Here is a 21,156-nt window from a genome sequence, read left to right on the forward strand (position 1 = left end):
GTGGAAGACCGGCGACGTCATGGCTCGCATGACGCCGCAGCTTTCACCGGAGACCAGGCGCAAATGGCTCCGCTACGGCGGAATCACTGCAGCACCTCGGCAGGGCCAATGCTACGGACGTACAGCGCGGTGCGTCGAGGTGACCACTTCCAACCACCCTCTCGATCGATCGACTAAGGAAAGACACCCATGGCAATCAAACCACTCATCAACGACGCCCGGCGCAAGCGCATGCTCGACCGCGTCGTAGTCCTGTCTATTGCTGCCGCCATCATGCTTCCGAACATGGCGTTTGCCGATGCCACCGCCGAGTCCAACCTCTGCAACGTCTTGACCACGGTCAACAACCTGTTGAACTACGGTTCGGTGGTCATCGTGACCATCGCCATCATTTTTTCCGGCTACCAGATCGCCTTCGCGCACAAGCGCATCGGTGACGTGGCGCCCGCGCTGATCGGCGGCGTGCTGATCGGTGCGGCCGCCCAGATCGCCAAGATGGTGATCGGTGGTTCAGGCTCTTCGACCCAGTGCGCGGCCCAGTCACTCAACACCACGATGCTGATGGACCACATGCACTCGGCGATCCAGTTCATCCAGCACTATGCGTAAAGACGTGCTGTTTCGTGGCTGCACCCGCCCACCCATGTTCATGGGCGTGCCTTACGTGCCCTTCTTCATAGGGGCGGGAGGGTGCCTGTTGATGGCGATGTACTTCAACCTGCTGTTCCTGTTGCTCACGCCGGTGGTGATCTTCGTGATGCGCCAGATGGCCAAGCGTGACGAAATGATCTTCCGCCTGCTCGGCCTGCGTTTCCAGTTCCGCATCCGCGTGAGAAACCTCCCGCTGCACGACGGCATGTGGGCTTTCACTCCCAACAACTACCGCGACCCGCGCGAACGAAAGAAGTAACGGCCAGGGGGCGCACGCTACGGATGCTTTCGCTGCGCGTGTCCCTGGCCAGTGTTCATGTACGCCCGACCCACCGCCCTATCCATCCGACACCGGCAATTGCCCATGTTCACGCCCGACGCCCCCATCAGCACGTTCATCCCGCTGTCCACCCATGTATCGCCGACGGTGATCAAAACCTCCGAGGGTGACTACATGATGACGTGGCGGCTGGAAGGCCTGCCTTTCGTCGGACGCGACGAGTGGGAACTGGAGCACCGCCACAACACGTTCAACCGCATGCTGCAGACCTTGCGCGCGCCCGATTTCGTCAACGTGGCATTCTGGATGCACGACGTACGTCGACGTCGCCACCTGCGCGATAGCAGCAAGTTCGACCAGGCATTCAACCGACAGATGTCCGACCAGTATTACACCGCGCTGTCGGGCCAGAAGCTGATGCAAAACGAGTTGTATCTCACGCTGATCTATCGGCCAACGGTCAGCGGCAAGCGTTTCAGGGACAAATCGGCGGACATCGCGCAACTCGAGTCCGAGCAGACCCATGCCGTCGCCACGGTCAACGAACTGGCCGGCAATGTAGAGGCTGTACTGAAGGTCTATGCGCCCTATCGCCTTGGCATGTACGAGGCGGCCAACGGCATGGTGTTCTCCGAAACACTGGAACTGTTCGGCTACCTGCTCAACCGCATGGACGAGCCCGTGCCAGTGCTGTCCGCGCCGATACCGGCCTACCTGGCTGTCAGCCGGCTGCGCTTTTCCGCCAAGAGCGGCGACTTTGCAATCACGACGCCTAGTGGCGTGAGTCACTTCGGCGCCATCCTGAACGTCAAGGAATACCCGGACGGGACCTACCCCGGCGTACTGAACGGTCTGAAGTACCTGGATTTCGAATACATCATCACGCACTCCTTCAGCCCGATGGGCCGCCATGACGCGCTCAAAGCGCTGGACCGCACCAAAGGCATGATGATTTCGTCGGGCGATAAGGCAGTCAGCCAAATCATCGAGCTCGACCACGCCATGGACCAGCTTGCCTCGGGTAACTTCGTACTGGGCGAATATCACTTCTCGATCGCCGTCTACGCCGCCAGCCAGGAGGCTCTGTCGCAGCAACTGGCCGTGACGCGCGCGGAGTTGTCCAACGCTGGCTTTGTCTCCGTGAAGGAAGACCTGGCCGTCACCTCCGCGTTCTACGCGCAGTTCCCGGGCAACTGGAAGTACCGGACGCGGTTGGCCAACATCAGCTCGCTGAACTTCCTGGGCCTTTCACCGCTGCACAATTTCGCCACCGGCAAGAAGGTCAACAACCCCTGGGGCGACTGCGTCACCACCTTGCAAACGACGAACGGCCAGCCGTACTACTTCAATTTCCATGCCACCCACCCGAACGAGAACTCGCTGGGCGAGAAAGCCATCGCCAATACCATGGTGATCGGCAAGTCGGGTACCGGAAAAACGGCGCTGATCAACTTCCTGCTCAGCCAGGTCCAGAAGCTGAAGCCCACGCCCACCATCTTCTTCTTCGACAAGGACCGTGGCGCGGAGATTTTCGTGCGCGCCTGCGGCGGCAATTACCTTGCGCTGGAGAACGGCCAGCCCACCGGTTTCAATCCGTTCCAGTGCGAACACACCGAAACCAACCTCCACTTCCTGGTGGGCCTGGTCAAGGTCATCGCGGGGAAGTCAATCTACAGCTCGCGTGAAGAGGAAGACATTCACCGCGCGGTGGAGACCATCCTCGACACGCCGATGCGCTTGCGCACCATGGCCAACTTCCAGAAGAGTCTGCCCAACATAGGTGACGACGGCTTGTTCATCCGCATGCGCAAGTGGACTGCAGGCCATTCGCTGGGCTGGGTGTTCGACAACCCGTTGGACACCATCGATTTCCAGAAGGCGCCGATCATCGGTTTCGACTACACCGATGTGATCGACAACCCCGAAGTGCGCGTGCCGGTAATCAACTACCTGCTGCACCGCCTGGAAGAACTCATCGACGGCCGCCGGCTGATCTATGTGATGGACGAGTTCTGGAAGATCCTCGACGGCCAGGGCGGCCTGAAGGAATTCGCCAAGAACAAGCAGAAGACCATCCGCAAGCAGAACGGTCTTGGCATCTTCGCCACGCAAAGCCCGGAAGACGCATTGGCCAGCGACATCGCCGCCTCGCTCATCGAGCAGACCGCGACCATGGTGCTGCTGCCCAACCCCAACGCGAGCCGCGAGGACTACGTGGAAGGCCTCAAGCTCACCGAGGCCGAATACAACGTGGTCGTCAGCCTGGACGAGCGTTCGCGCTGCTTCCTGGTCAAGCAGGGCCACGCTTCGGCCGTGTGCCAGCTGAACCTACGCGGCATGGACGATTCGCTTGCCGTGATCTCCGCCTCCACGGACAACATCGACGTCATGCATCGCGTGCTGGAAGAAAGCGCAAGGGCCAACGGCATCACCGTCGACCAGCTGCGCCCGGAACAATGGTTGCAGCACTTCTATGACCAGCGCAAAGGCAGCGGCAAAGGCGGACCAGGACCTGCTGCGTCCGCAGCACGCCAGAGAGCGGCCTCGTGAAACTCGACTCCCACTCGACAGAGGTAACCGCCATGACCGCCAAGCTCATTCGTCACGTCATCCAGCCTTATCGTGTCGCGCTGGCTTCGCTCGTACTCGTCACGGCGGCCGCTGTACCCAGCGGCGCGATGGCCATAACCGTATTCGACCCCACCAATTTCGTTCAGAACCTGAGGCAGGCCATCGAATCAGCAAAGTCTAACCTGACCCTGGCAAGCCAGCTCTCACAGTTGATGACCACGGTCGAGACGTTGCAGAAAACCTACAGCACCATAGAAAGCACGATCGGCAGCATGGGTCTCAATCTGCTTCAGATCGACAACCAGTTGAAGAAAATCAGCACCGCAGACATGCAGGCACAAATTCAACAGGAATGTGGCGGACTTGACCCAGTGGGCGCCGTCATGAGTTTTGCCGGGTTCGATATGAACACCGACGTGCGAACCCAGCAGCGCAAAGTGTGCCAGCAGATCATCGAAGCCCAGACCCATAAGTACAACACGGCGGTCGATATGCTCACGCACATGAACGGATACTCAAGCACGCTCGGCAAGATCTCCGACTCCTTCGCCAAAATCACCAACTTCGCCTCCGGCGACCGCCAGGCATTGACGTACCACACCAACGAAACGCTGTCCGCGATGACCATGGACATGAACAACGCCGAGCAGATGATGAAAGCCGACGACGCAACCATCGCCGCACTGCAGACTAGGCAGTCGCAGTTGGCCAAGGTTGCCTTGAGAGGCAGTAGCTCCATGATCGGCAACGCAATGCAAGGGGTCATCTTCGCCTCCGCGTTCTCCGCCAATTGAACCTATAGGCGTAGCAGTCCAAGCCCCCACGAACGCCCGTTGCTGTCAATGGAAACGACGCGTCTAACGCCAAGGACCGGATGATGGACTCCTATTTATTCGCGCTCACCTATCACTGGCTTACCCGGCACATCAACGATTTTGCGCTGGGCGCGGCTGCGCGCCTCACTAACCAAATCACCAGCCTGTGCCTGATTCTGGTCACTATCTGGGTGATGATTCGCGGCTACCGTTTGGTCACCGGCGCCTCGCGCGAGCCGCCCATGGTGCTGGTGTCGCACATGATCAAGGTATCTCTGATCGTGTTCGCCGCCAAGACGGCCTCCCTCACCGGCTCGGAGGTCTACCGCTTCCTCAACACCACCTTGCCGCAGGAAATCAATTACGCCATCGCTGGCTCGACCAACGATCCGGTCAGTCAGATCGATCAGAACCTGCTCAAGATCTCAGCCGCCACCAGCCTGATCGACATGGTGCAGATCCCGACCAATGACCCCGCCCTGGCGGAGGAAAAGGCGCGCACATCGTGGTTGGCAACCATTAGCATCGCTGCGCCTGCCATGACTGCCGGCGCCCTGCTGCTGATGTACCAGATCGCCATGGCGTTGCTCACTGGCCTGGCTCCGTTCTTCATCCTGTGCCTGATCTTCGACGCCTCGAAGGACCTGTTCCGACGATGGCTCATGTATCTGCTGAGCACCTTGTTCTCCCTGGCCATGCTCAACCTAGTTATCTCTTGGGTGCTCGGACTCACTGCGGCCATTGCCGAGGCCACCTGGACCACCGACATCCTTACCCGCATGACTGGCCTCAACTCGCAGGGCTTCAACACGATGGCGCTGCAACAGGGCGGCATCGGCTTGCTGATGACGGTTTTGATTATTTCCACGCCGCCGATGGCAGCCATGCTGTTCAACGGCACCATGGGCAGCTTCTCGCCTTACGCCACAGTAAACGGAGGTGCCGGTGGCCGTGATAGCCACCCAGGGCCTCAAGGCCAACCTCCTGGGAGTTATGGTGGCCTTAGTGTTGGCGTGTATACGCCGCCAGCTTCCCTGCGAAGTGAGGCAGGCCCAGCCTACGCAGCCCAAATCAGCTCAAGTCGCCAATCAAGTGCGGCATATCCAGGCGGCAGCATTACCAATGCGGACGCAATGAAGCCCAGACCTTCTGAAGGGAACCTGCGGTAATGAAAGAACTTAACCTGACCCTTCTTTCATTCGCGCGAGTTTCGGCTACTCCGCTGGTCAGGGCACAGGTCTATCTACGGCACCAAGGCCGGCAGAAGCGATCGCAGGTCGAACCGACCCTGCCAATGGCGTCGCCGCTTTGCCAAACGGGGACATAGATGAGGCGATCCGCAGAGCCAAAGACGTATGCAGCGCGCGGGGCAAGAACTGGCATGCTCGCTACACGAATTGCAGCTTGCCGTAAAAGTACGCCACTTAACCTCATCTCCCAGACTGTAGCATCCGCCAGGGCGCAGCGGTGATAGCCAGTCCAGTAATTTGGCTAGCAAGAATATGCAGCGTCACATGGAATCAAGGAGCGTTAAAGCATGAAAGCTATCGCGATTATCTTCGGCCTGATTGGCCTGCTGGTCATCCAGTATCCTGTACACGCGCAGGTCTTTCCCTGCTCAGGAAATCCCGGCGAGGTCATGGTTGGTGAGCAGCCGGCTGGCAATGGCGTGGCTTCCATTCCTCTTTGCCGGCGAGCAAGTCAAGCGGCTGCCACGGCCCCCTCCCCGCCAGTGTACGGCCCCATGATCGGCGTGTACGGTGCTATCGCTGTCGACGACGACGCCCGCACGTATAACTATGTTTCAGGACAAGACGACTTCAAAGCCGCGAAGAAGTTCGTCTTGCACAAGTGCGTAGAGAATGGGGGAAAGTCCTGCCGGGTATTGGTCGCATTTGGCGGGCACGCCTCTATCGTCGCCGATCGTGACGGCGAATTCTTCGTTGCCACTAGCGACCACATGGCAAAACAGGCCATACGTGACGCTTTTTCAAGCTGCAATAAGAAAAGCCGCAACGGTGGCTGCACCCTTCTCGCTCCGCCGACCATCAACGGCATGCTCCAGTCACCCGACACGCTGGGCGCCTTCGATGTCCTAGATTTGCTCTATGGCCCGGACAAGCACGCGAAAATGGATTGGCACGAAGCCCTCCGATTGGGCAAGGACCTCAACGACCTGTCTGCCTATATGGATACTCGCACCTACTGGGCAGCCACAGCGATTGATGGCGAAACCATTTTCGGTGCATATAACCAACCCGATCGACGCAGTGCCGAAACCGCTGCGCTCAAAGGCTGTTCTGGAAACGACTGCAAGGTGACGCAGGTGTTCAAGAATACCTGCGCGGGAATGGCGTGGCCGAAGGGCAAGAAGCCTGACCTCCTTCTTGAAACAACTGAGGATACGGACCCCGCTGCCGCAAAGGCGCGCGCCCTGGCCCAATGCGCCAGCAAGTACGGCGCCTGTGATGCACAGGTGCGCTGCTCGGGACGCATGTACCCCAACAGCAATCCGGATGCATCGGACAAACCTTCGCAGCAGTAGGGACACCCCATGCAATGCTGCAAATCAGTTGGCGAAATCGATTGTCAAATCCAGTAGTCCAACTGCAGCTGCGCAACCGGCCTTCAACAATCTCCGTGCGAAGCGTCATCTTGAAATGTGAGTGCATGAAGAAAATCAGTTGGACGTTTAGCGCTACGTCCACATGGCCGATCACGGCCCTGCATGGATCTCCCTGAACCATACGACTCTGAAAGAGGTGCGTTCCAGACACGGCAAGGAATGCCGTCGACTTGAACAAGCCAGACAGGAGCTTTATTCATGGCTATCGATCGGGAAACACAAGTACTGAACGCTGGAGCAGCAGCAGGCGTCACTTCGCCGCGCGAGCTGGCGAATTTCATGGCACAGACAGCGTATGAGTCCCTCGGGCTAAATCGGCTGGATGATGATTCCGGTATACCGGTGGAAATGAACAGATCCGGCAAGGGCAGCGTCGCGGCACGGGCCGGTCGAACAGGAACAAGCCCCGAGGAAGCCCTGCGGGGCAAGCCTGAGCATCTGGCCGGGGCTGCGTTCTCCCCAGAAAACCGTGCAACAACCTAACGAATGGCAAGGAAACACAAGGAGGATGGTTCAGTGAAGATCAACTGCAGCCTATTCGCTCACGGAATGCTGATACTTTCCGTCCAAGTCCCCCTGCATGCGGTGGAACTGGGTTCGGAGATGCGCATAGACAAACCGTCACGGGGAGGCGCAGTGCCTTGGCCACAACCCGGCGGAACGATGTGCGCCAAAGCGGATGAGATCGTCTTCTCATGCCCGTTGGATAAAAGCAAGAAGACGGTATCGATGTGTGCCTCCGGCAACGTTGCCGGGGGTACAGGACGTTTCTACTACTCCTACGGCCACGAAGGCTCGCCGGAGCTGGTCTACCCGGCCTCTGGCGAGTCGCCGGACGGCGCGTTCACGCGCACTCACCTCGGCTTTGCCGGCAACACCGGCGGCTACGCGTACGGCTTCAGCAACCAGGGTTTCAAGTACACCATCTATTCCATTTCTGGCGAACGCAGCCTACAGAGCGGCGGCGTGATTGTGCAGCGCGCTTCCGACAGCAAGATCGTGGCGAAGATGTCATGTCAGGCGGGAAAGATCGCAGAGACGGAAAGCGATCCGATCATCGATGCCACGCTCAAGTGGAAGAGCGACAGCACCATCGAGTCCAATGGCTTGCCGACGCGCTGAGCGCTGAGTGCGCAGCGGCAACAGGGAAAGCTGGGAGAAGGATACGAGCATGTCATCCAAGGCAAACGCAGACTTCTTGATGGAAAAAGCCACGCGGGCCGGCATCAAGAATCCGAAGGAACTGGCCAACTTCATGGGCCAGATGCAGGTGGAATCCGGTGGCTACACCCGCGTGAGTGAGAACCTGGGCTACTCCGGCCAGCGCCTGCTCGACGTATTTCCCGGGCGCAACGGCTTGCACGACATTGACATGGCCAACCATATCGCCGTGGCTGGCCCGGAGGCTGTCGCCGAAGCCATCTACGGCGGTCACTGGGGCAGGCGAAATCTAGGTAATACCGAGCCGAGCGATGGCTGGAAGTATCGCGGCCGCGGTTACGTGCAGCTCACGGGCCGCGACAATTATGCACGGGTCGGCAAAGAACTAGGGCTCGACCTGATCAACCATCCGGAGCTGGCCGAAGACCGCGATATCGCGGCCAGGATCGCGATCCATTACTGGGAATCCCGCGTCGTACCGCATGGCAATCAGAAGGATGTTACTGGCGCCTGTCACGACATCAACGGCGGAGAGAAAGGCCTGTACGAACGCAAGCAAGCCGCCACCGCTTGGGAAAACAAGCTCTCACACGGCTACGAGCCCGGCGCCCCGAACGCATCGGTTCGTGGACACCACACCGAAAACACCCGGTATCTGCAACTGCTGCTCAATGAGCAGGGCTACCAAGATTCGCATGGCAAACCCTTGAAGGTCGACGGCGACATGGGCCCGCAAACGCGGCACGCCGTCCAAGCCTTCCAGCGCGAACAGCAACTGAAGGCCGACGGCATCGCCGGGCGGCTGACGTTGGAGCGCCTAGAGACTGTCGTACAGCAGGCCAGGCACGAGGCGCCACGGCTCGACCAACCTGGTCACTCCGGTCACGCCATGTATGGCGAGGCCTTCGACGCAGTGACCTTGCTGGACAGGCAACACCAGCGGGCATCCGACGAACGCAGCAGCAATCTGGCTGCGGCACTGGCCGCATCCGCAAGACAGCGCGGCCTTTCCCACATTGATCATGTCGTACTCAGCGACGAAGGGCAGCGTGCCTATGCTGTGCAGGGCGACCTGAACTCGCCGTTCAAGCGCATGGCCGAGGTTTCCACGTCAGAAGCCATCGCCACATCCATCGCGCACAGCAGCGGCGCGTGGAACCAGGCCACGCCTCTGTCCGTGACTGCATCGACGCAGCCATCCCGGGACCAGGCCCCACAGCAGGCGCTATGACCAGGACAACACGCGCAGCTCTCCTTGGCGGTGCGCCGCCCACGAGATTCCAAACATGTCGACGACATCCCAGCCCGACCGAAGCTTTGCTATCACTGGCAGCAAAGCCCTGCCTGTGCTTCTCACCCTGACCTCCTCCGCCTTGGATAGCCCCATTAAAACACCCGACATCAGGCAGAACCCGACCCCGAAGCAGCGCTACGAGGTCACGCTCAATATCTATGATGCGCCTGGTCCGTTCGACGCGATCCATGCCTGCGCCAACTATCGCGTCACCAATGAGGACTGCATTCCGCTGACGCCCGTCACCGGCATTCGCATCGAACCTCAGGAAACGCTGCCGATGACGCTCACCAAGTTGCGAGATCGCGTCTATCGGGGCACGGTCTGCGCGGACCAGCTCATGGACGAGGACTACTACGGCCTGGGCATCTGCGATTGGGACCTGGTTGCGGCCGGTGTCAAGCTAACCGCGGGCGACCAGGACTTCAGCCCGGCGATCTACGCAGCGGAAATTAGGTCCGGCAAAGGTGTCGACCGCTATTTTTCCAGCCAGGCCTATCGCGAATACAGAGGTGCGCATCTGGTCGATATCGGCAATGCGCACCGGGAAGACATCAAGACCCTGGCCCCCAACATCTTCCCTACGACGCTGACGGCCTCGGAGCCCGCGAAATGATCGTCCGAAGCCCTGCATTTACGGCTCAGACCGGCAATACCCTTTGCGCACCAAGGAGGCATCGACTATGTCGATGAGCGCACCTCGACCGAGAACCAAACGCGTTCCATTCATTGGAATGACATTACCCCTCTTCCTCGCCCTGACCTCTTCTGCCTGTGGTTGCCCCATGAAGACTCCCGACATCAAGCAGAACCCGAACCCGAAGCAGCATTATGAGATCACACTCAGGATTGACGACGCGCCAGGGCCGTTCGAAGCCATCCGCGCGTTCGCCAACTATCGGGTCATCAATGAGGCCTGCGTGCCCATGACGCCTGTCACCGGTGTGCGCGTGGAGCCGCAGGAAACACTGCCGTTGGCACTCACAAAGGTGAAGGATGGCGTCTACCAAGGCACGGTAATCGCCGATCAGTTCATGGACGAGGACTACTACGGCCTTGGCGTTTGCCATTGGGAGCTAGTTGCCGTTGGCGCCAAGTTGACCGCGGGCAGTCAGGACTTCAGCCCGGTGATTTACGCGGAGGAGATCAAGTCCGGCCAGGCTGCTCATCGATATTTCTCGAGTCGATCCTACCGCGAATACAAGGGCGGCCACCTAGTAGACATCGGTAACGCGAACCGAGAGGACTTCAAGACTCATGCGGCCGATACATTCTCGACGACGCTCACCGCTGAGAGGCAGACGCCATGACGATGGGCACGGAAGACTACGCCGTTCTCGCCAAGGACTGCTATCAGGCGCGGGAGATTGATAAAGACATCACGCTGAATGGCGTCCACTATCAGGCCATCGACTATTCGGACGACCCGTTGACCGGCTTCCAGGCAAGGGCTTACCAGCGCATGGATACGAGCGAAGTCATCATCGCGTTCCGCGGCACCGAATTCGACCGGCAGCCGATTCGCGACGGTGGTGTTGACGCTGGCATGGTGCTCACAGGCATCAATGCGCAGACGCTTGACGCGCTGGCGTTCACGCAACGCGTCATGGATCAGGTCAACGCACTGGAGCAACGCAACGGACACTCCATTCCCGTTACCGTCACCGGCCATTCGCTGGGTGGCACGCTCGCCGAAATCGCTGCATCGCGGTACGGCCTGAAGGGCGAGACATTCAATGCCTATGGCGCAGCCGGCCTGCTGCAGGGCGTGCCCGAAGGCGGCCATCAAGTCATCGACCACGTGCGCGCTACCGACCTTGTCAGCTCCGCCAGCCCGCATTTCGGCGAGGTCCGCATCTATGCCGTTCAACAGGATATCGACACCCTGACCAGGGCGGGGTATCGGGACGACAGCACATTGCTCAGCCCACGCAACCCGTTCAAGGCGATCGAATCCAAAGCCCATGCTATGGACAATTTCGTACCCGACAGTCCGTTGCTGGGCCAATCGATCATCAACCCTCAATCACAGGCGCTATACCGCGATCACAAGCAGATGATCGACCGATACCGCCACGACGTGCTCGACCTTCGCACCGGGATTTCGGCAGGCTGGGAAACCCCCAAAGCTATCGGCGATGCCGGCATCGCGGGTGGAAAGCTCGTGGCGGACAAGGCGGTCGAAGGCTGGCATGCCGCGGAACATGTGGTGCATGAGGCATCCGAAGCCATCGGTAGTGCCGCCAAAGCAGTAAAGAAAGAGGTCGTGCACGACGCGCATGCGGTAAAACAAGCGGTGAAGTCGGCGGCTCACGCCACGGAACGAGTAGTCGAAAAGGCTGGCGAGACCGTCAAGGAGGGAGCCATTCGCGGCGCGCATGTCGTCGGAAACGCCGCCAAGGCGGCAGCTACCAGGGCCGAGCATGCCTTTGACAACGCGCGAAAGGAAATCACCCGCGACATCGATGCCGCGGGCAAGGCCTTTCATTCCGCTGGCGAGGCCGTGAGCGAGAAGGCATCGAAGTTGTTCGACACGCTCAGTCACCCAGGCTCGTGGCTCGACAGCAAGCCCGCCACACAGAAATCGAGGCTTGACAACGAGGCGCATCCCGATCATGCGCTGTTCCGGCAGACACGCTCGGCCGTCCATCAGCTCGATACGTCCCACCAGCGTGCTCCGGACCAGCGCAGCGACAATCTTGCGGCGGCGCTGACCGTAGCCGCCCGTCAGAACGGCATGAGCCAGGTGAACCATGTCGTACTTAACGACGACGCCACGCGTGCCTATGCTGTTCAGGGCGATCTCAAATCGCCGTTCAAGCAGATTGCGCAAGTGGACACGGCACAGGCCATGGCGACGCCCATCGAGAAGAGCAGCACCACCTGGGAGCATCAACAGACGCAATGGCAGACCAACCAGGCGTTGGCGAGAACACCTCCCACACAGCCACTGCAACACAAACCACTGCACCCGGGGCCGTAACGCCGCGGCAAGCCCAGAAATGCTCCCGGCAACGTTCGCTCAAACCCCAAAGCCCTGCAAGGAAACGCCAGGGAACGCATCAGGAAGATTGCATGAGCAAGACCAAAGTGTGTGTCGCCATCGGACTGGCGTTACTGGCCTTTGTGGCTGGCGAGTACCTGTCGGGCTTTCTCGCGCTGAAGCTCTTGGGGCTGGGCTCCGAGCCGCTTGCCTGTAACACCTACCTCAACTATGTGCACGCACTTGACCTACCGCAGGTGCAACCCTATGCCAACCGGCTCCGCTGGGCAGGCTACATCGGCTTCGGCCTACCAATGCTGCTGTGGCTGGTTTTGCTGTATCCGCTGTCGCAACGCAAGAAGCCTTCGATGCATGGCGATGCCCGGTTCGCCCACAGTAGCGACCTGCGCAGGCGGGGCATGTTCAAGGAATGCGACAACGGCATCCTGGTTGGCAAGTACAAGGGCAATCTGGTTCGCCTGAGCGGGCAGCAGTTCGTGATACTCGCGGCGCCCACGCGCTCGGGCAAGGGTGTGGGCGTGGTGATTCCCAACCTGCTCGAGTATCAAGAATCCGTCGTGGTGCTGGATATCAAGCAGGAGAACTTCGAGCTCACCAGTGGCTGGCGCGCCAGCCAGGGCCAGGAGATCTACCTGTTCAACCCATTCGCAGAGGATCGCCGCTCGCATCGTTGGAACCCGCTGAGCTATGTCTCGAAGGATCCGGCCTTCCGCGTGTCCGACTTGATGAGCATCGCGACCATGCTCTATCCCGATGGCTCTGACGACCAGAAGTTCTGGGTGAGCCAGGCGCGCAACGCGTTCATGGCGTTCACGCTTTATCTGTTCGAGAAGTGCGAGGCCGATGAGCGCGAGGGGCTGCCGCAGTCGCTTCAGGTCAAACCGACCCTGGGCAATGTGTATCGCCTTTCCTCGGGCGACGGCACCGATTTGCGCCAGTTGTATACGCATCTATCGCAGCAAGGCTTCCTGAGCGGCAACGCGCAGTCGGCGTTTGCCAACCTGCTCTCGCAGGCCAACGAAACCTTTGCCTCGATTCTCGGTACGTTCAAGGAGCCGCTGAACGCGTGGATCAACCCAGTGCTGGACGAAGCCACCAGCGCGGACGACTTCCTGCTCACCGACGTGCGCAAGAAGAAGATGACGATCTACATCGGCATCCAGCCAAACAAGCTCGCCGAAAGCCGGCTGATCGTGAACCTTTTCTTCAGCCAGCTGATCAATCTCAACACGAAGGAATTGCCACAGAACAATCCCGAGCTCAAGCACCAGTGCTTGTTGTTGATGGATGAGTTCACCGCCATCGGTAAGGTGGACATCATCGCCACCGCTGTGGCGTACATGGCCGGCTACAACATCCGACTGTTGCCAATCATCCAGAGCATGGCTCAGTTGGACGCAACCTACGGCAAGGACGTCTCCCGCTCGCTTATCACCAACCACGCACTGCAGATCGTGTACGCGCCGCGCGAACAACAGGACGCCAACGACTACTCCGACATGCTCGGCTACACTACGGTGCGCAAGCAGAACGTCACCAGGGGCAAGAACGATACCTCGCGCAGCTATACGGAAGAGCGTCGTGCCCTGATGCTGCCGCAGGAGCTGAAGGCGATGGGCCCGGACCGCGAGGTGTTCTTCTATGAAGGCATCCCCCATCCGGTGATGTGCGACAAGATCCGCTACTACAACGATCAGCATTTCACCGCGCGCCTGCTGCCCAAGGTCGAGATCCCCAGGCTGGCGATCTGACCCGTACACAGACCGAAGCCGCGCTGCCGGCATCGGCACGCCTCTACGGTTTCCCCATGCTTTCTCGGGCAAACTGCGGCTGCCAGCCGGCGATGGCGGCGTTGCCTGTGGGGACATCATGGCTCGGGTGCTGATCAAGCTTGGCAAATGGATAGCTGTCGTCGTACTAGTGTTCTTTCTCTCACTGCTCGGCATTCGCGCCTGGGATTCGCAGCGCGGCGATCCGTTGGCGCTGTGGCAAACCTATGTGCCGCATGAGCTGACGGCTTCGGAAATCGACGCCACCGATTGGGCCGGTTATCTCGCGGCCGAGCAACGCGTGTTCGATGAGGTGAAGACGCAGGTCAGCGACAAGCTGGATGCGTCGGATCGGGTGGTTACCAATCGCTACTTCGAAGGAGCGCCGATGTACCCGGAGCACTTCAAGATCGACTGGAATCGCTCGTACGTGCTTGAGCCTTCGGGGCCGCCCGTGGGCGCCGTCGTGCTGATACATGGCCTTACCGATTCGCTCTACAGCCTGCGCGATATCGCGGAGCTCTATCGCGATCGCGGCTTCGTCGCCATCGGCTTGCGCGTGCCGGGGCATGGCACGGTGCCGGCGGCCTTGACCGAGGCGCAGTGGCCTGACTGGCTGGCGGCCACGCGCCTGGCCATGCGCGAGGCGCGGCGACGTGCTGGGCCGCAGGCGCCCATCCACATGGTGGGTTATTCCAACGGCGGGGCGCTGGCTCTCAAGTACACGCTGGATGCCTGCGAGCACGAGGAGCTGACGATGCCGTCCCGGCTTGTGCTGCTGTCACCCATGATCGGCGTTACTAGCTTTGCGCGATTTGCCGGCCTGGCGGGGCTGCCCGCGATCCTGCCCGCTTTCGCCAAGGCGGCGTGGCTGGATCTGATCCCCGAGTACAACCCGTTCAAGTACAACTCCTTCCCGGTGAACGCCGCTCGGCAAACCTATCTGCTGACGGACGTGATCCGTGCGCAGATGCAACAGCTCGCCCGCGTGCAAAAGCTGTCCCGATTGCCGCCGATCCTCACGTTCCAGTCCGTGGTCGATGACACCGTGAGTGCGCCTGCCGTGCTGCGGACGCTTTATGCACAGCTGCCCGACAACGGCAGCGAGGTCGTGTTGTTCGACGTGAATCGCAACCATCGTTTCGACTCGTTGTTGCGGGCAAGTTCGCTGCAAGCGCTGCAGCACTTGGTGTCGCCGGGAACGCACCCTTTTCGCATCACCGTGATTGCCAACGCGGCGGAGAACGATAGCCATACGGTCGCCCGGACGACCGAGGCGGACGGCGGCAAGTCCACGGTGACGCCGCTTTCCATCAACTATCCCGACAACATCTTTTCGATGTCGCACATCGCCCTTCCCTTCCCGACCAATGACCCGCTCTACGGCACGGAGCCCGACATGTCCGAAAATTTCGGTGTGCGGCTGGGCACGGCGGCGCCACGCGGGGAGCGCGGCGCGCTTGTACTGAACCTCGATGCCGTGCTGCGCATCAGCTCCAACCCGTTCTATCCCTATGTGCGCGAGCGCATCGAGTCGGTGATTCCGCCTGCTGCCCACGCGGCGAATGCCGCGCCTGCGAGACCCTAGCGCACCGTCGTTGCATGTCACGCGGGCACCTGCCGCCCGGCAGTGGGATACTGGAGCCATGAAGCTGCCTGACGCCCTGCTCTCCGCCCTTCGCCCGCACTTTCCTTCGGAGTCGCTGACCACCGAGATGGGAGAGCGGCTTTCCTACGCCTACGACAACTCGCGCCGCAATGCGCTGCCCGATGCCGTGGCCTTTCCCACCACCCATGAGCAGGTGGAAGCGCTGGTGCAGCTCTGTCGCGAGCACCGCGTGCCGGTGATCGGTCGCGGACGTGGCACCAATACCACCGGCGCCACGGTGCCGGTGGATGGCGGCGTGGTGGTGAGTTTCGAGCGGATGAATCGCATCGTGCGCATCGATCCGGACAATCGCCTCGCCGTGGTGGAGCCCGGCGTGCTCAATGGCGACTTGCAGCAGGCGCTCAAGCCCCACGGCTTTTTCTGGCCGCCGGACCCGACCTCTTCGCCCTGGTGCAGCATCGGCGGCAATCTCGCCTGCAATTCGGCGGGACCACGCACGGTGAAGTACGGCAGCCCACGCGAGAACACGCTGGGCCTGCGTGCGGTGGCCGGAACCGGCCAGGGTTTCCGGTGCGGCACGTACACCAGCAAGGGAGCGACCGGCTACGACCTGACGCGCCTGTTGATCGGCTCGGAAGGCACGTTGGCGCTGATCACCGAAGCGACGCTCAAGCTCACGCCCAAGCCCTCCGGCCTGCGCACCATGCGCGCCACTTACAGCGATGTGAGTGCGGCGGCGCGCGCTGTCGCGCGGATCATGGCGCAGCCGGTGACGCCGTGCGCGCTGGAGTTCATCGACGATGTCGCCTTGAAGCTCGCGCGCGACCATGGCGGCGACAGCGTGCCCGTTGCAGGCGCGATGCTGATGATCGAGGTGGACGGTGAACCCGACACCTTGCCAAGCGCCGTGGAAGCCGTTTCGCGCGCGGCGCGCGGCGACGGCCTGGAAGAACTGCGCGTGGCGGAAACCGCCGAGGAAACCCAGGCGCTATGGTCGGCCCGCAAGGCCTTGTCACCCGCACAGCGCACCATCTCGCCGAACAAGATCAACGAAGACGTGGTGGTGCCGGTCAGCCGCCTGCCCGAGCTGGTCGATGGGATCAAGCGGCTGTCGAAGAAGCACGACGTGTTGATCGTGAGTTTCGGCCACGCGGGCAACGGCAACCTGCACGTGAACCTGTTGCCGCGCGACGAGGCCGAGCGCGAACGTGCACATGCCTGCCTGGCGGACGTTTTCGCGCTGGTGATCGCGTTGAATGGCACCTTGTCGGGCGAGCACGGCATCGGGCTGGTGAAGCGCGAGTTCATGCCGCTGGCGCTGCAACCGACGACGTTGCACTTGATGCGCAGCGTCAAGGCGGCATTTGATCCGGATGGGATTCTCAATCCCGGAAAATTGTTGCCGTAAGCTGGCTCTATGTAGGAGCGCACCCAGTGCGCGATCGGAGCCTGAATGCACTGAGCATCGGATGTCCCGATCGCGCACTGGGTGCGCTCCTACAAAAAAAGCTAAGCGGCGCGGCGTTGCTCAGTAGTCGCGGATGTCCAGCATGATGAAGCCACGCACGCTGTAGCCGCTGCCTTCGGGCCACGCCAGGGAGGCCAACGCGCGATCGCCGGCGGCCCATGGCGCGTTGTCCAGCAGCACTTCCGCGCTTACCTGACCGTCATCCCCACGGCGATGGAACAGGCGCACCCAGTGTGGTTCCGTGCCAAGCACTTCGCGCTGCAAGGCCTCGCGCAAGGCGGGCAGGATGTCCTGCGGCACGGCAATATCGTCGCGACTCGATAGCCAGGGAGCGACGAATACGTCCCAGGTGCGAAGGCTAAGTTCCCAGCCGTAGGTCTGCAGGCGGCGTTCGTCGGTCACGTACCAGCAGGCGGCCAGCAGCACGTGGAATACGCCTCGTTCGAAGGCATCCAGCGCATCGCGGCATGCGGCTTCACCGCTGCCCGCACCGGCGAAGCTCTCCTCGATGTGGCGCTCTTCGCTGATCACGATATCGACGTCCAGACGGCCAGGCTGGCCGCCGGAGCCTTCGGACCAGATGGCGCGCACGGCGGGAAAATCGCCATCGGTCATCAGCCAGTCTTCATCAGGCTCGAGTTCGACGCCGTGACGCTGGAAGAGACGCAGGAGGTATTGCTGAAGCGCGGCGTCTTGCATGGGTAAGACCTCGATCAGTTCGCGCGGACGCGCCACAACAGGTGGCGCACGATCATGGCGAGCACCAGCACCAGCACGCAGGCGCCATAGCCGTAGAGCGCCGGCAGCACCTGCTGCCAGATCGCTCCGCTTGCCGGGCCGTACTGCCCGACGGTAGGCATGCTGGCGGTATCGAACGCGGTGCTGGCGCACTCCACCGCCGCGAACGCGGCGAGCAACAGGGCGGCCAGGTCGAAGCTGCGGCGCGCACTCGTGCGCGGCAGGCTCTTGGGATAGGCCCAGTACGCCCAGCCGAGAATCAGCAGCCAGGGCGCCAGCAACAAGATGGCCAGATAACGCATGCCTCAATGCACTCCTTGGATGTTGCCGTCGGTGGCGCTCATTCCTGCGCCGCCAACTCGTCCAGCGCACTGCGCAGACGGTTCAGCGCTTCGTCGCGCGACTGCTCGCCGTCGTACTCGGGCGTGGTGGCCACCTGTTCACCGTCCAACTCCAGTACGAGCGAATGGGGCTGCACCTGCATCACGGCGCTCGCGGCGCCCAGTTCCTTGATGCGCTTCTGCAGTGCGCCAGCCGCCTTGGGATCGGCAAACGAGCGGGACAGCAACAGTTCCTCGCCATCGCCGGAGAAGAGACGGAAGCGGAAGCTGCCATCGCCGTCGCGGAAGCTGGCGAAGCGCGGCGCCTTGCCGGCCTTCGGCGCGGGCTTCGCGGCAGCCGCCTGCGGCGCGACGGCCACGCCGGAACGCAGGCCGATCGCATCGCGCAGCTCGGCAATCTTGGGTGCCGCGATCGCGCGGGCCTTCTTGGCGCCCTCCTGCAGGATCTCCTCGATCATGGCGGGGCGCGCGATCAAGGCGTCGTAGCTCTCGCGCATAGGCGCGACATCGACTTCGATGCGCTCGAACAATACCTGCTTCGCCTCGCCCCAGCCGATGCCGTTGACCAGTGCTTCGCGGAACGCCTCCGATTCGGCTTCGCTGGCGAACGCGCGGAAGATGGTGAACAGCGAGGAGCTGTCCGGATCTTTCGCTTCGCCCGGCAGGCGCGAGTCGGTGACGATGCGCATGATCGAATCGCGCAGATGCTTCTGGCCGCCCGAGAACAGCGGGATGGTGTTGTCGTAGCTCTTGGACATCTTGCGGCCGTCCAGGCCCGGCAACGTCGCGACCTGCTCCTCGATCACCACCTCGGGCAGCACGAAGTACTCGCGGCCATAGATGTGGTTGAAGCGCTGCGCGATGTCGCGCGCCATTTCGATGTGCTGGATCTGGTCGCGGCCCACCGGCACCTTGTTCGCGTTGAAGGCGAGGATGTCCGCGGCCATCAGCACCGGATACATGTACAGGCCGGCGGTGACGCCGGCATCGGCGTCCTCGCCCGCTTCGGTGTTCTTGTCCACTGCGGCCTTGTAGGCATGCGCGCGATTGAGCAGACCCTTGGCGGTGACGCAGGTGAGGAACCAGGTGAGTTCCGGAATTTCCGGGATGTCCGACTGGCGATAGAACGTGACCTTGTTGGGGTCCAGACCAGCGGCCAGCCACGTCGCGGCGATCTCCAGGCGCGAACGCTCGATGCGCGCCGGATCGTCGCTCTTGATCAGCGCGTGGTAGTCGGCCATGAAGTAGAACGCGTCGACGTCGTCACGCCAGCTCGCCGCCACCGCCGGGCGGATCGCGCCGACGTAGTTACCCAGGTGCGGGGTGCCAGTGGTGGTGATGCCGGTGAGTACGCGGGTCTTCATGAGCTCTCGTTCTTGGTGTCGTGGTGGAAGCTGATCAGCGGATCAGCGTGGATTTGCCGAACAGCGATTCGACCAGGTCCACGGCGAGGCGTGCGGTCTGGTTCTTCTTGTCGAAGGCGGGATTGAGTTCGACGATGTCGAGCGAACCGACGCGACCGGTGTCGGCGATCATCTCCATGCACAGCTGCGCCTCGCGGTAGTTCGGTCCGCCGCGCACGGTGGTGCCCACGCCCGGCGCAATGGTCGGGTCGAGGAAATCCACGTCGAAGCTGATGTGCAGGTGCGTGTTGTCGTCGACGTCGGACAGCGCTTCTTCCATCGTGCGCTTCATGCCCACTTCGTCGACGTGGCGCATGTCGAAGATGCTCACCCTCGATTCGCGCACCAGGCGCTTTTCGCCTTCGTCCACCGAGCGGATGCCGATCTGGCGGAACACGTCGGGCGTGGTCGCGGGCACATGGCCACCGATTTCCACCAGCTCCTGCGGACCCTTGCCGCACAGGCAGGCCACGGGCATGCCGTGGATGTTGCCCGATGGCGTGACATCGGCGGTGTTGAAGTCGGCATGCGCATCCAGCCACAGCACGCGCAACTGCTTGCCCTGTTCGCGGCAATGGCGGGCGACGGCGCTGATCGATCCGATGGCGAGGCAATGATCGCCACCCAGCATGATCGGCAGGCGGCCATCCTTGAGCTCGGCATAGATCGCTTCATGCACCGCCCGATTCCAGGCCAGTACCTCGGGCAGGTGGCGATAACCGTCGTGCGGCGGCTGCCACGGATTGAGCGGCCCCTGCAGGTTGCCGCGATCGACCACGTCCAGGCCGCGCTTGGACAGCTTGGCGCCGAGGTTGGCCACGCGCAGTGCTTCCGGACCCATCGAGGCGCCGCGGTGACCCGCGCCGATGTCGGTGGGAACGCCAATCAGGGAAATTGCCTTGTTGACCATGCAGACCTGTCAGTGTGAAGAAGCGGGATCGGGCGAGCCTTCGCGCACCAGCGGCAGTTGCTGCTGTCGCCAGGCGTTGAGGCTGCCATCGAGCAATCGCACATGGTGGTAACCCAGCGATTGCAGGGTTTCCTGCGCACGCGCCGCGCGCCGTCCCGAGACGCAGTACACCACGATCTCGCGGTCGCGGGGGACGCCCAGCGCGCCAGCGCGGCTACCGAGCTGTTCCACGGGAATGTTGAGCGCCCCGGCGATGTGGCCATCCCGGTATTCGTCGGCGCGGCGCACATCGAGCAGCAGCGGCGCCTGCCCCGCCTGCTGGCGCTCCACCAGTTGGGAGGCGGTGAACGGGGTCTCCGCGGCCATGACGACGCCCTGCGCCACGAGGCAGAAAAAAACGACCCCGGCGACCCGCCGCAGGTGTCGTTCGAACCGTTTTTTCATGGGCGAAACGCTGGGAAGCATACGAAGCCTGACGTCACCGTCGAAAGGCGCTGACTGGCCTTTACGGGCCGG

Annotated in this window: 20 protein-coding genes; 15 read left to right on the plus strand and 5 right to left on the minus strand. The window is 61.6% G+C overall.

Annotated features, from left to right (window positions below):
• The first annotated feature begins 189 nt into the window (after window positions 1–189).
• The 15 genes from CA260_RS17210 (at window position 190) to CA260_RS17275 (ending at window position 17,188) form a co-directional block, all read left to right on the plus strand.
• Complete coding sequence (locus CA260_RS17210) at window positions 190–609, plus strand: TrbC/VirB2 family protein (protein ID WP_111984228.1); 420 nt, start codon at window positions 190–192, stop codon at window positions 607–609.
• Complete coding sequence (locus CA260_RS17215) at window positions 602–910, plus strand: type IV secretion system protein VirB3 (RefSeq protein ID WP_111984229.1); 309 nt, start codon at window positions 602–604, stop codon at window positions 908–910. Before CA260_RS17210 ends, CA260_RS17215 begins: the two co-directional genes overlap by 8 nt.
• A gap of 105 nt (window positions 911–1,015) precedes the next feature.
• Complete coding sequence (locus CA260_RS17220) at window positions 1,016–3,481, plus strand: VirB4 family type IV secretion/conjugal transfer ATPase (RefSeq protein WP_111984230.1); 2,466 nt, start codon at window positions 1,016–1,018, stop codon at window positions 3,479–3,481.
• A 32-nt stretch (window positions 3,482–3,513) separates the two neighbouring features.
• Complete coding sequence (locus CA260_RS17225; protein WP_146745366.1) at window positions 3,514–4,296, plus strand: hypothetical protein; 783 nt, start codon at window positions 3,514–3,516, stop codon at window positions 4,294–4,296.
• 83 nt (window positions 4,297–4,379) lie between these two features.
• On the plus strand, window positions 4,380–5,486 hold the full coding sequence (locus CA260_RS17230; protein WP_172461881.1) for a type IV secretion system protein: 1,107 nt from the start codon (window positions 4,380–4,382) through the stop codon (window positions 5,484–5,486).
• Between the two features lie 368 nt (window positions 5,487–5,854).
• A complete protein-coding gene (locus CA260_RS17235) occupies window positions 5,855–6,862 on the plus strand; it encodes a DUF4189 domain-containing protein (protein WP_111984233.1) in 1,008 nt (335 codons plus the stop codon).
• A gap of 279 nt (window positions 6,863–7,141) precedes the next feature.
• On the plus strand, window positions 7,142–7,426 hold the full coding sequence (locus CA260_RS20970) for a hypothetical protein (protein ID WP_146745367.1): 285 nt from the start codon (window positions 7,142–7,144) through the stop codon (window positions 7,424–7,426).
• 33 nt (window positions 7,427–7,459) lie between these two features.
• A complete protein-coding gene (locus CA260_RS17240) occupies window positions 7,460–8,065 on the plus strand; it encodes a hypothetical protein (RefSeq protein ID WP_146745368.1) in 606 nt (201 codons plus the stop codon).
• Window positions 8,066–8,114: 49 nt separating this feature from the next.
• Window positions 8,115–9,335, plus strand: a complete 1,221-nt coding sequence (locus tag CA260_RS17245; protein WP_111984235.1) for an XVIPCD domain-containing protein — start codon at window positions 8,115–8,117, stop codon at window positions 9,333–9,335.
• Between the two features lie 55 nt (window positions 9,336–9,390).
• Window positions 9,391–10,014 (plus strand): hypothetical protein, encoded by a 624-nt coding sequence (locus tag CA260_RS17250; protein WP_111984236.1) that lies wholly within the window; start codon window positions 9,391–9,393, stop codon window positions 10,012–10,014.
• 169 nt (window positions 10,015–10,183) lie between these two features.
• Window positions 10,184–10,708, plus strand: a complete 525-nt coding sequence (locus CA260_RS17255; RefSeq protein ID WP_111984237.1) for a hypothetical protein — start codon at window positions 10,184–10,186, stop codon at window positions 10,706–10,708.
• Complete coding sequence (locus CA260_RS17260) at window positions 10,705–12,381, plus strand: XVIPCD domain-containing protein (RefSeq protein ID WP_111984238.1); 1,677 nt, start codon at window positions 10,705–10,707, stop codon at window positions 12,379–12,381. Before CA260_RS17255 ends, CA260_RS17260 begins: the two co-directional genes overlap by 4 nt.
• Window positions 12,382–12,473: 92 nt before the next feature.
• Window positions 12,474–14,153 (plus strand): type IV secretory system conjugative DNA transfer family protein, encoded by a 1,680-nt coding sequence (locus CA260_RS17265; RefSeq protein ID WP_111984239.1) that lies wholly within the window; start codon window positions 12,474–12,476, stop codon window positions 14,151–14,153.
• 118 nt (window positions 14,154–14,271) lie between these two features.
• Window positions 14,272–15,759, plus strand: a complete 1,488-nt coding sequence (locus CA260_RS17270) for an alpha/beta hydrolase (protein WP_238149804.1) — start codon at window positions 14,272–14,274, stop codon at window positions 15,757–15,759.
• Window positions 15,760–15,817: 58 nt separating this feature from the next.
• Entirely contained in the window at window positions 15,818–17,188 is a 1,371-nt protein-coding gene (locus tag CA260_RS17275; RefSeq protein WP_111984241.1) for an FAD-binding oxidoreductase, read from the plus strand.
• A 120-nt stretch (window positions 17,189–17,308) separates the two neighbouring features.
• Here the strand turns inward: CA260_RS17275 and CA260_RS17280 are convergent, their stop codons facing one another.
• From CA260_RS17280 to CA260_RS17300, 5 genes are read right to left on the minus strand one after another with little or no spacing between them, the layout of a single operon-like run.
• The gene (locus CA260_RS17280; protein ID WP_111984453.1) at window positions 17,309–17,947 is read right to left on the minus strand and encodes a DUF6348 family protein; all 639 of its coding nucleotides are present in this window, start codon (window positions 17,945–17,947) and stop codon (window positions 17,309–17,311) included.
• Between the two features lie 14 nt (window positions 17,948–17,961).
• The gene (locus CA260_RS17285) at window positions 17,962–18,288 is read right to left on the minus strand and encodes a hypothetical protein (protein ID WP_111984242.1); all 327 of its coding nucleotides are present in this window, start codon (window positions 18,286–18,288) and stop codon (window positions 17,962–17,964) included.
• A 38-nt stretch (window positions 18,289–18,326) separates the two neighbouring features.
• Entirely contained in the window at window positions 18,327–19,691 is a 1,365-nt protein-coding gene (locus tag CA260_RS17290; protein WP_111984243.1) for a tryptophan--tRNA ligase, read from the minus strand.
• Between the two features lie 34 nt (window positions 19,692–19,725).
• Entirely contained in the window at window positions 19,726–20,640 is a 915-nt protein-coding gene (gene rocF, locus CA260_RS17295) for an arginase (protein ID WP_111984244.1), read from the minus strand.
• Window positions 20,641–20,649: 9 nt separating this feature from the next.
• On the minus strand, window positions 20,650–21,006 hold the full coding sequence (locus CA260_RS17300) for a rhodanese-like domain-containing protein (RefSeq protein ID WP_172461882.1): 357 nt from the start codon (window positions 21,004–21,006) through the stop codon (window positions 20,650–20,652).
• Between the last annotated feature and the right edge of the window lie 150 nt (window positions 21,007–21,156).

Source organism: Dyella jiangningensis (assembly GCF_003264855.1).
Lineage (GTDB): Bacteria > Pseudomonadota > Gammaproteobacteria > Xanthomonadales > Rhodanobacteraceae > Dyella > Dyella jiangningensis_C.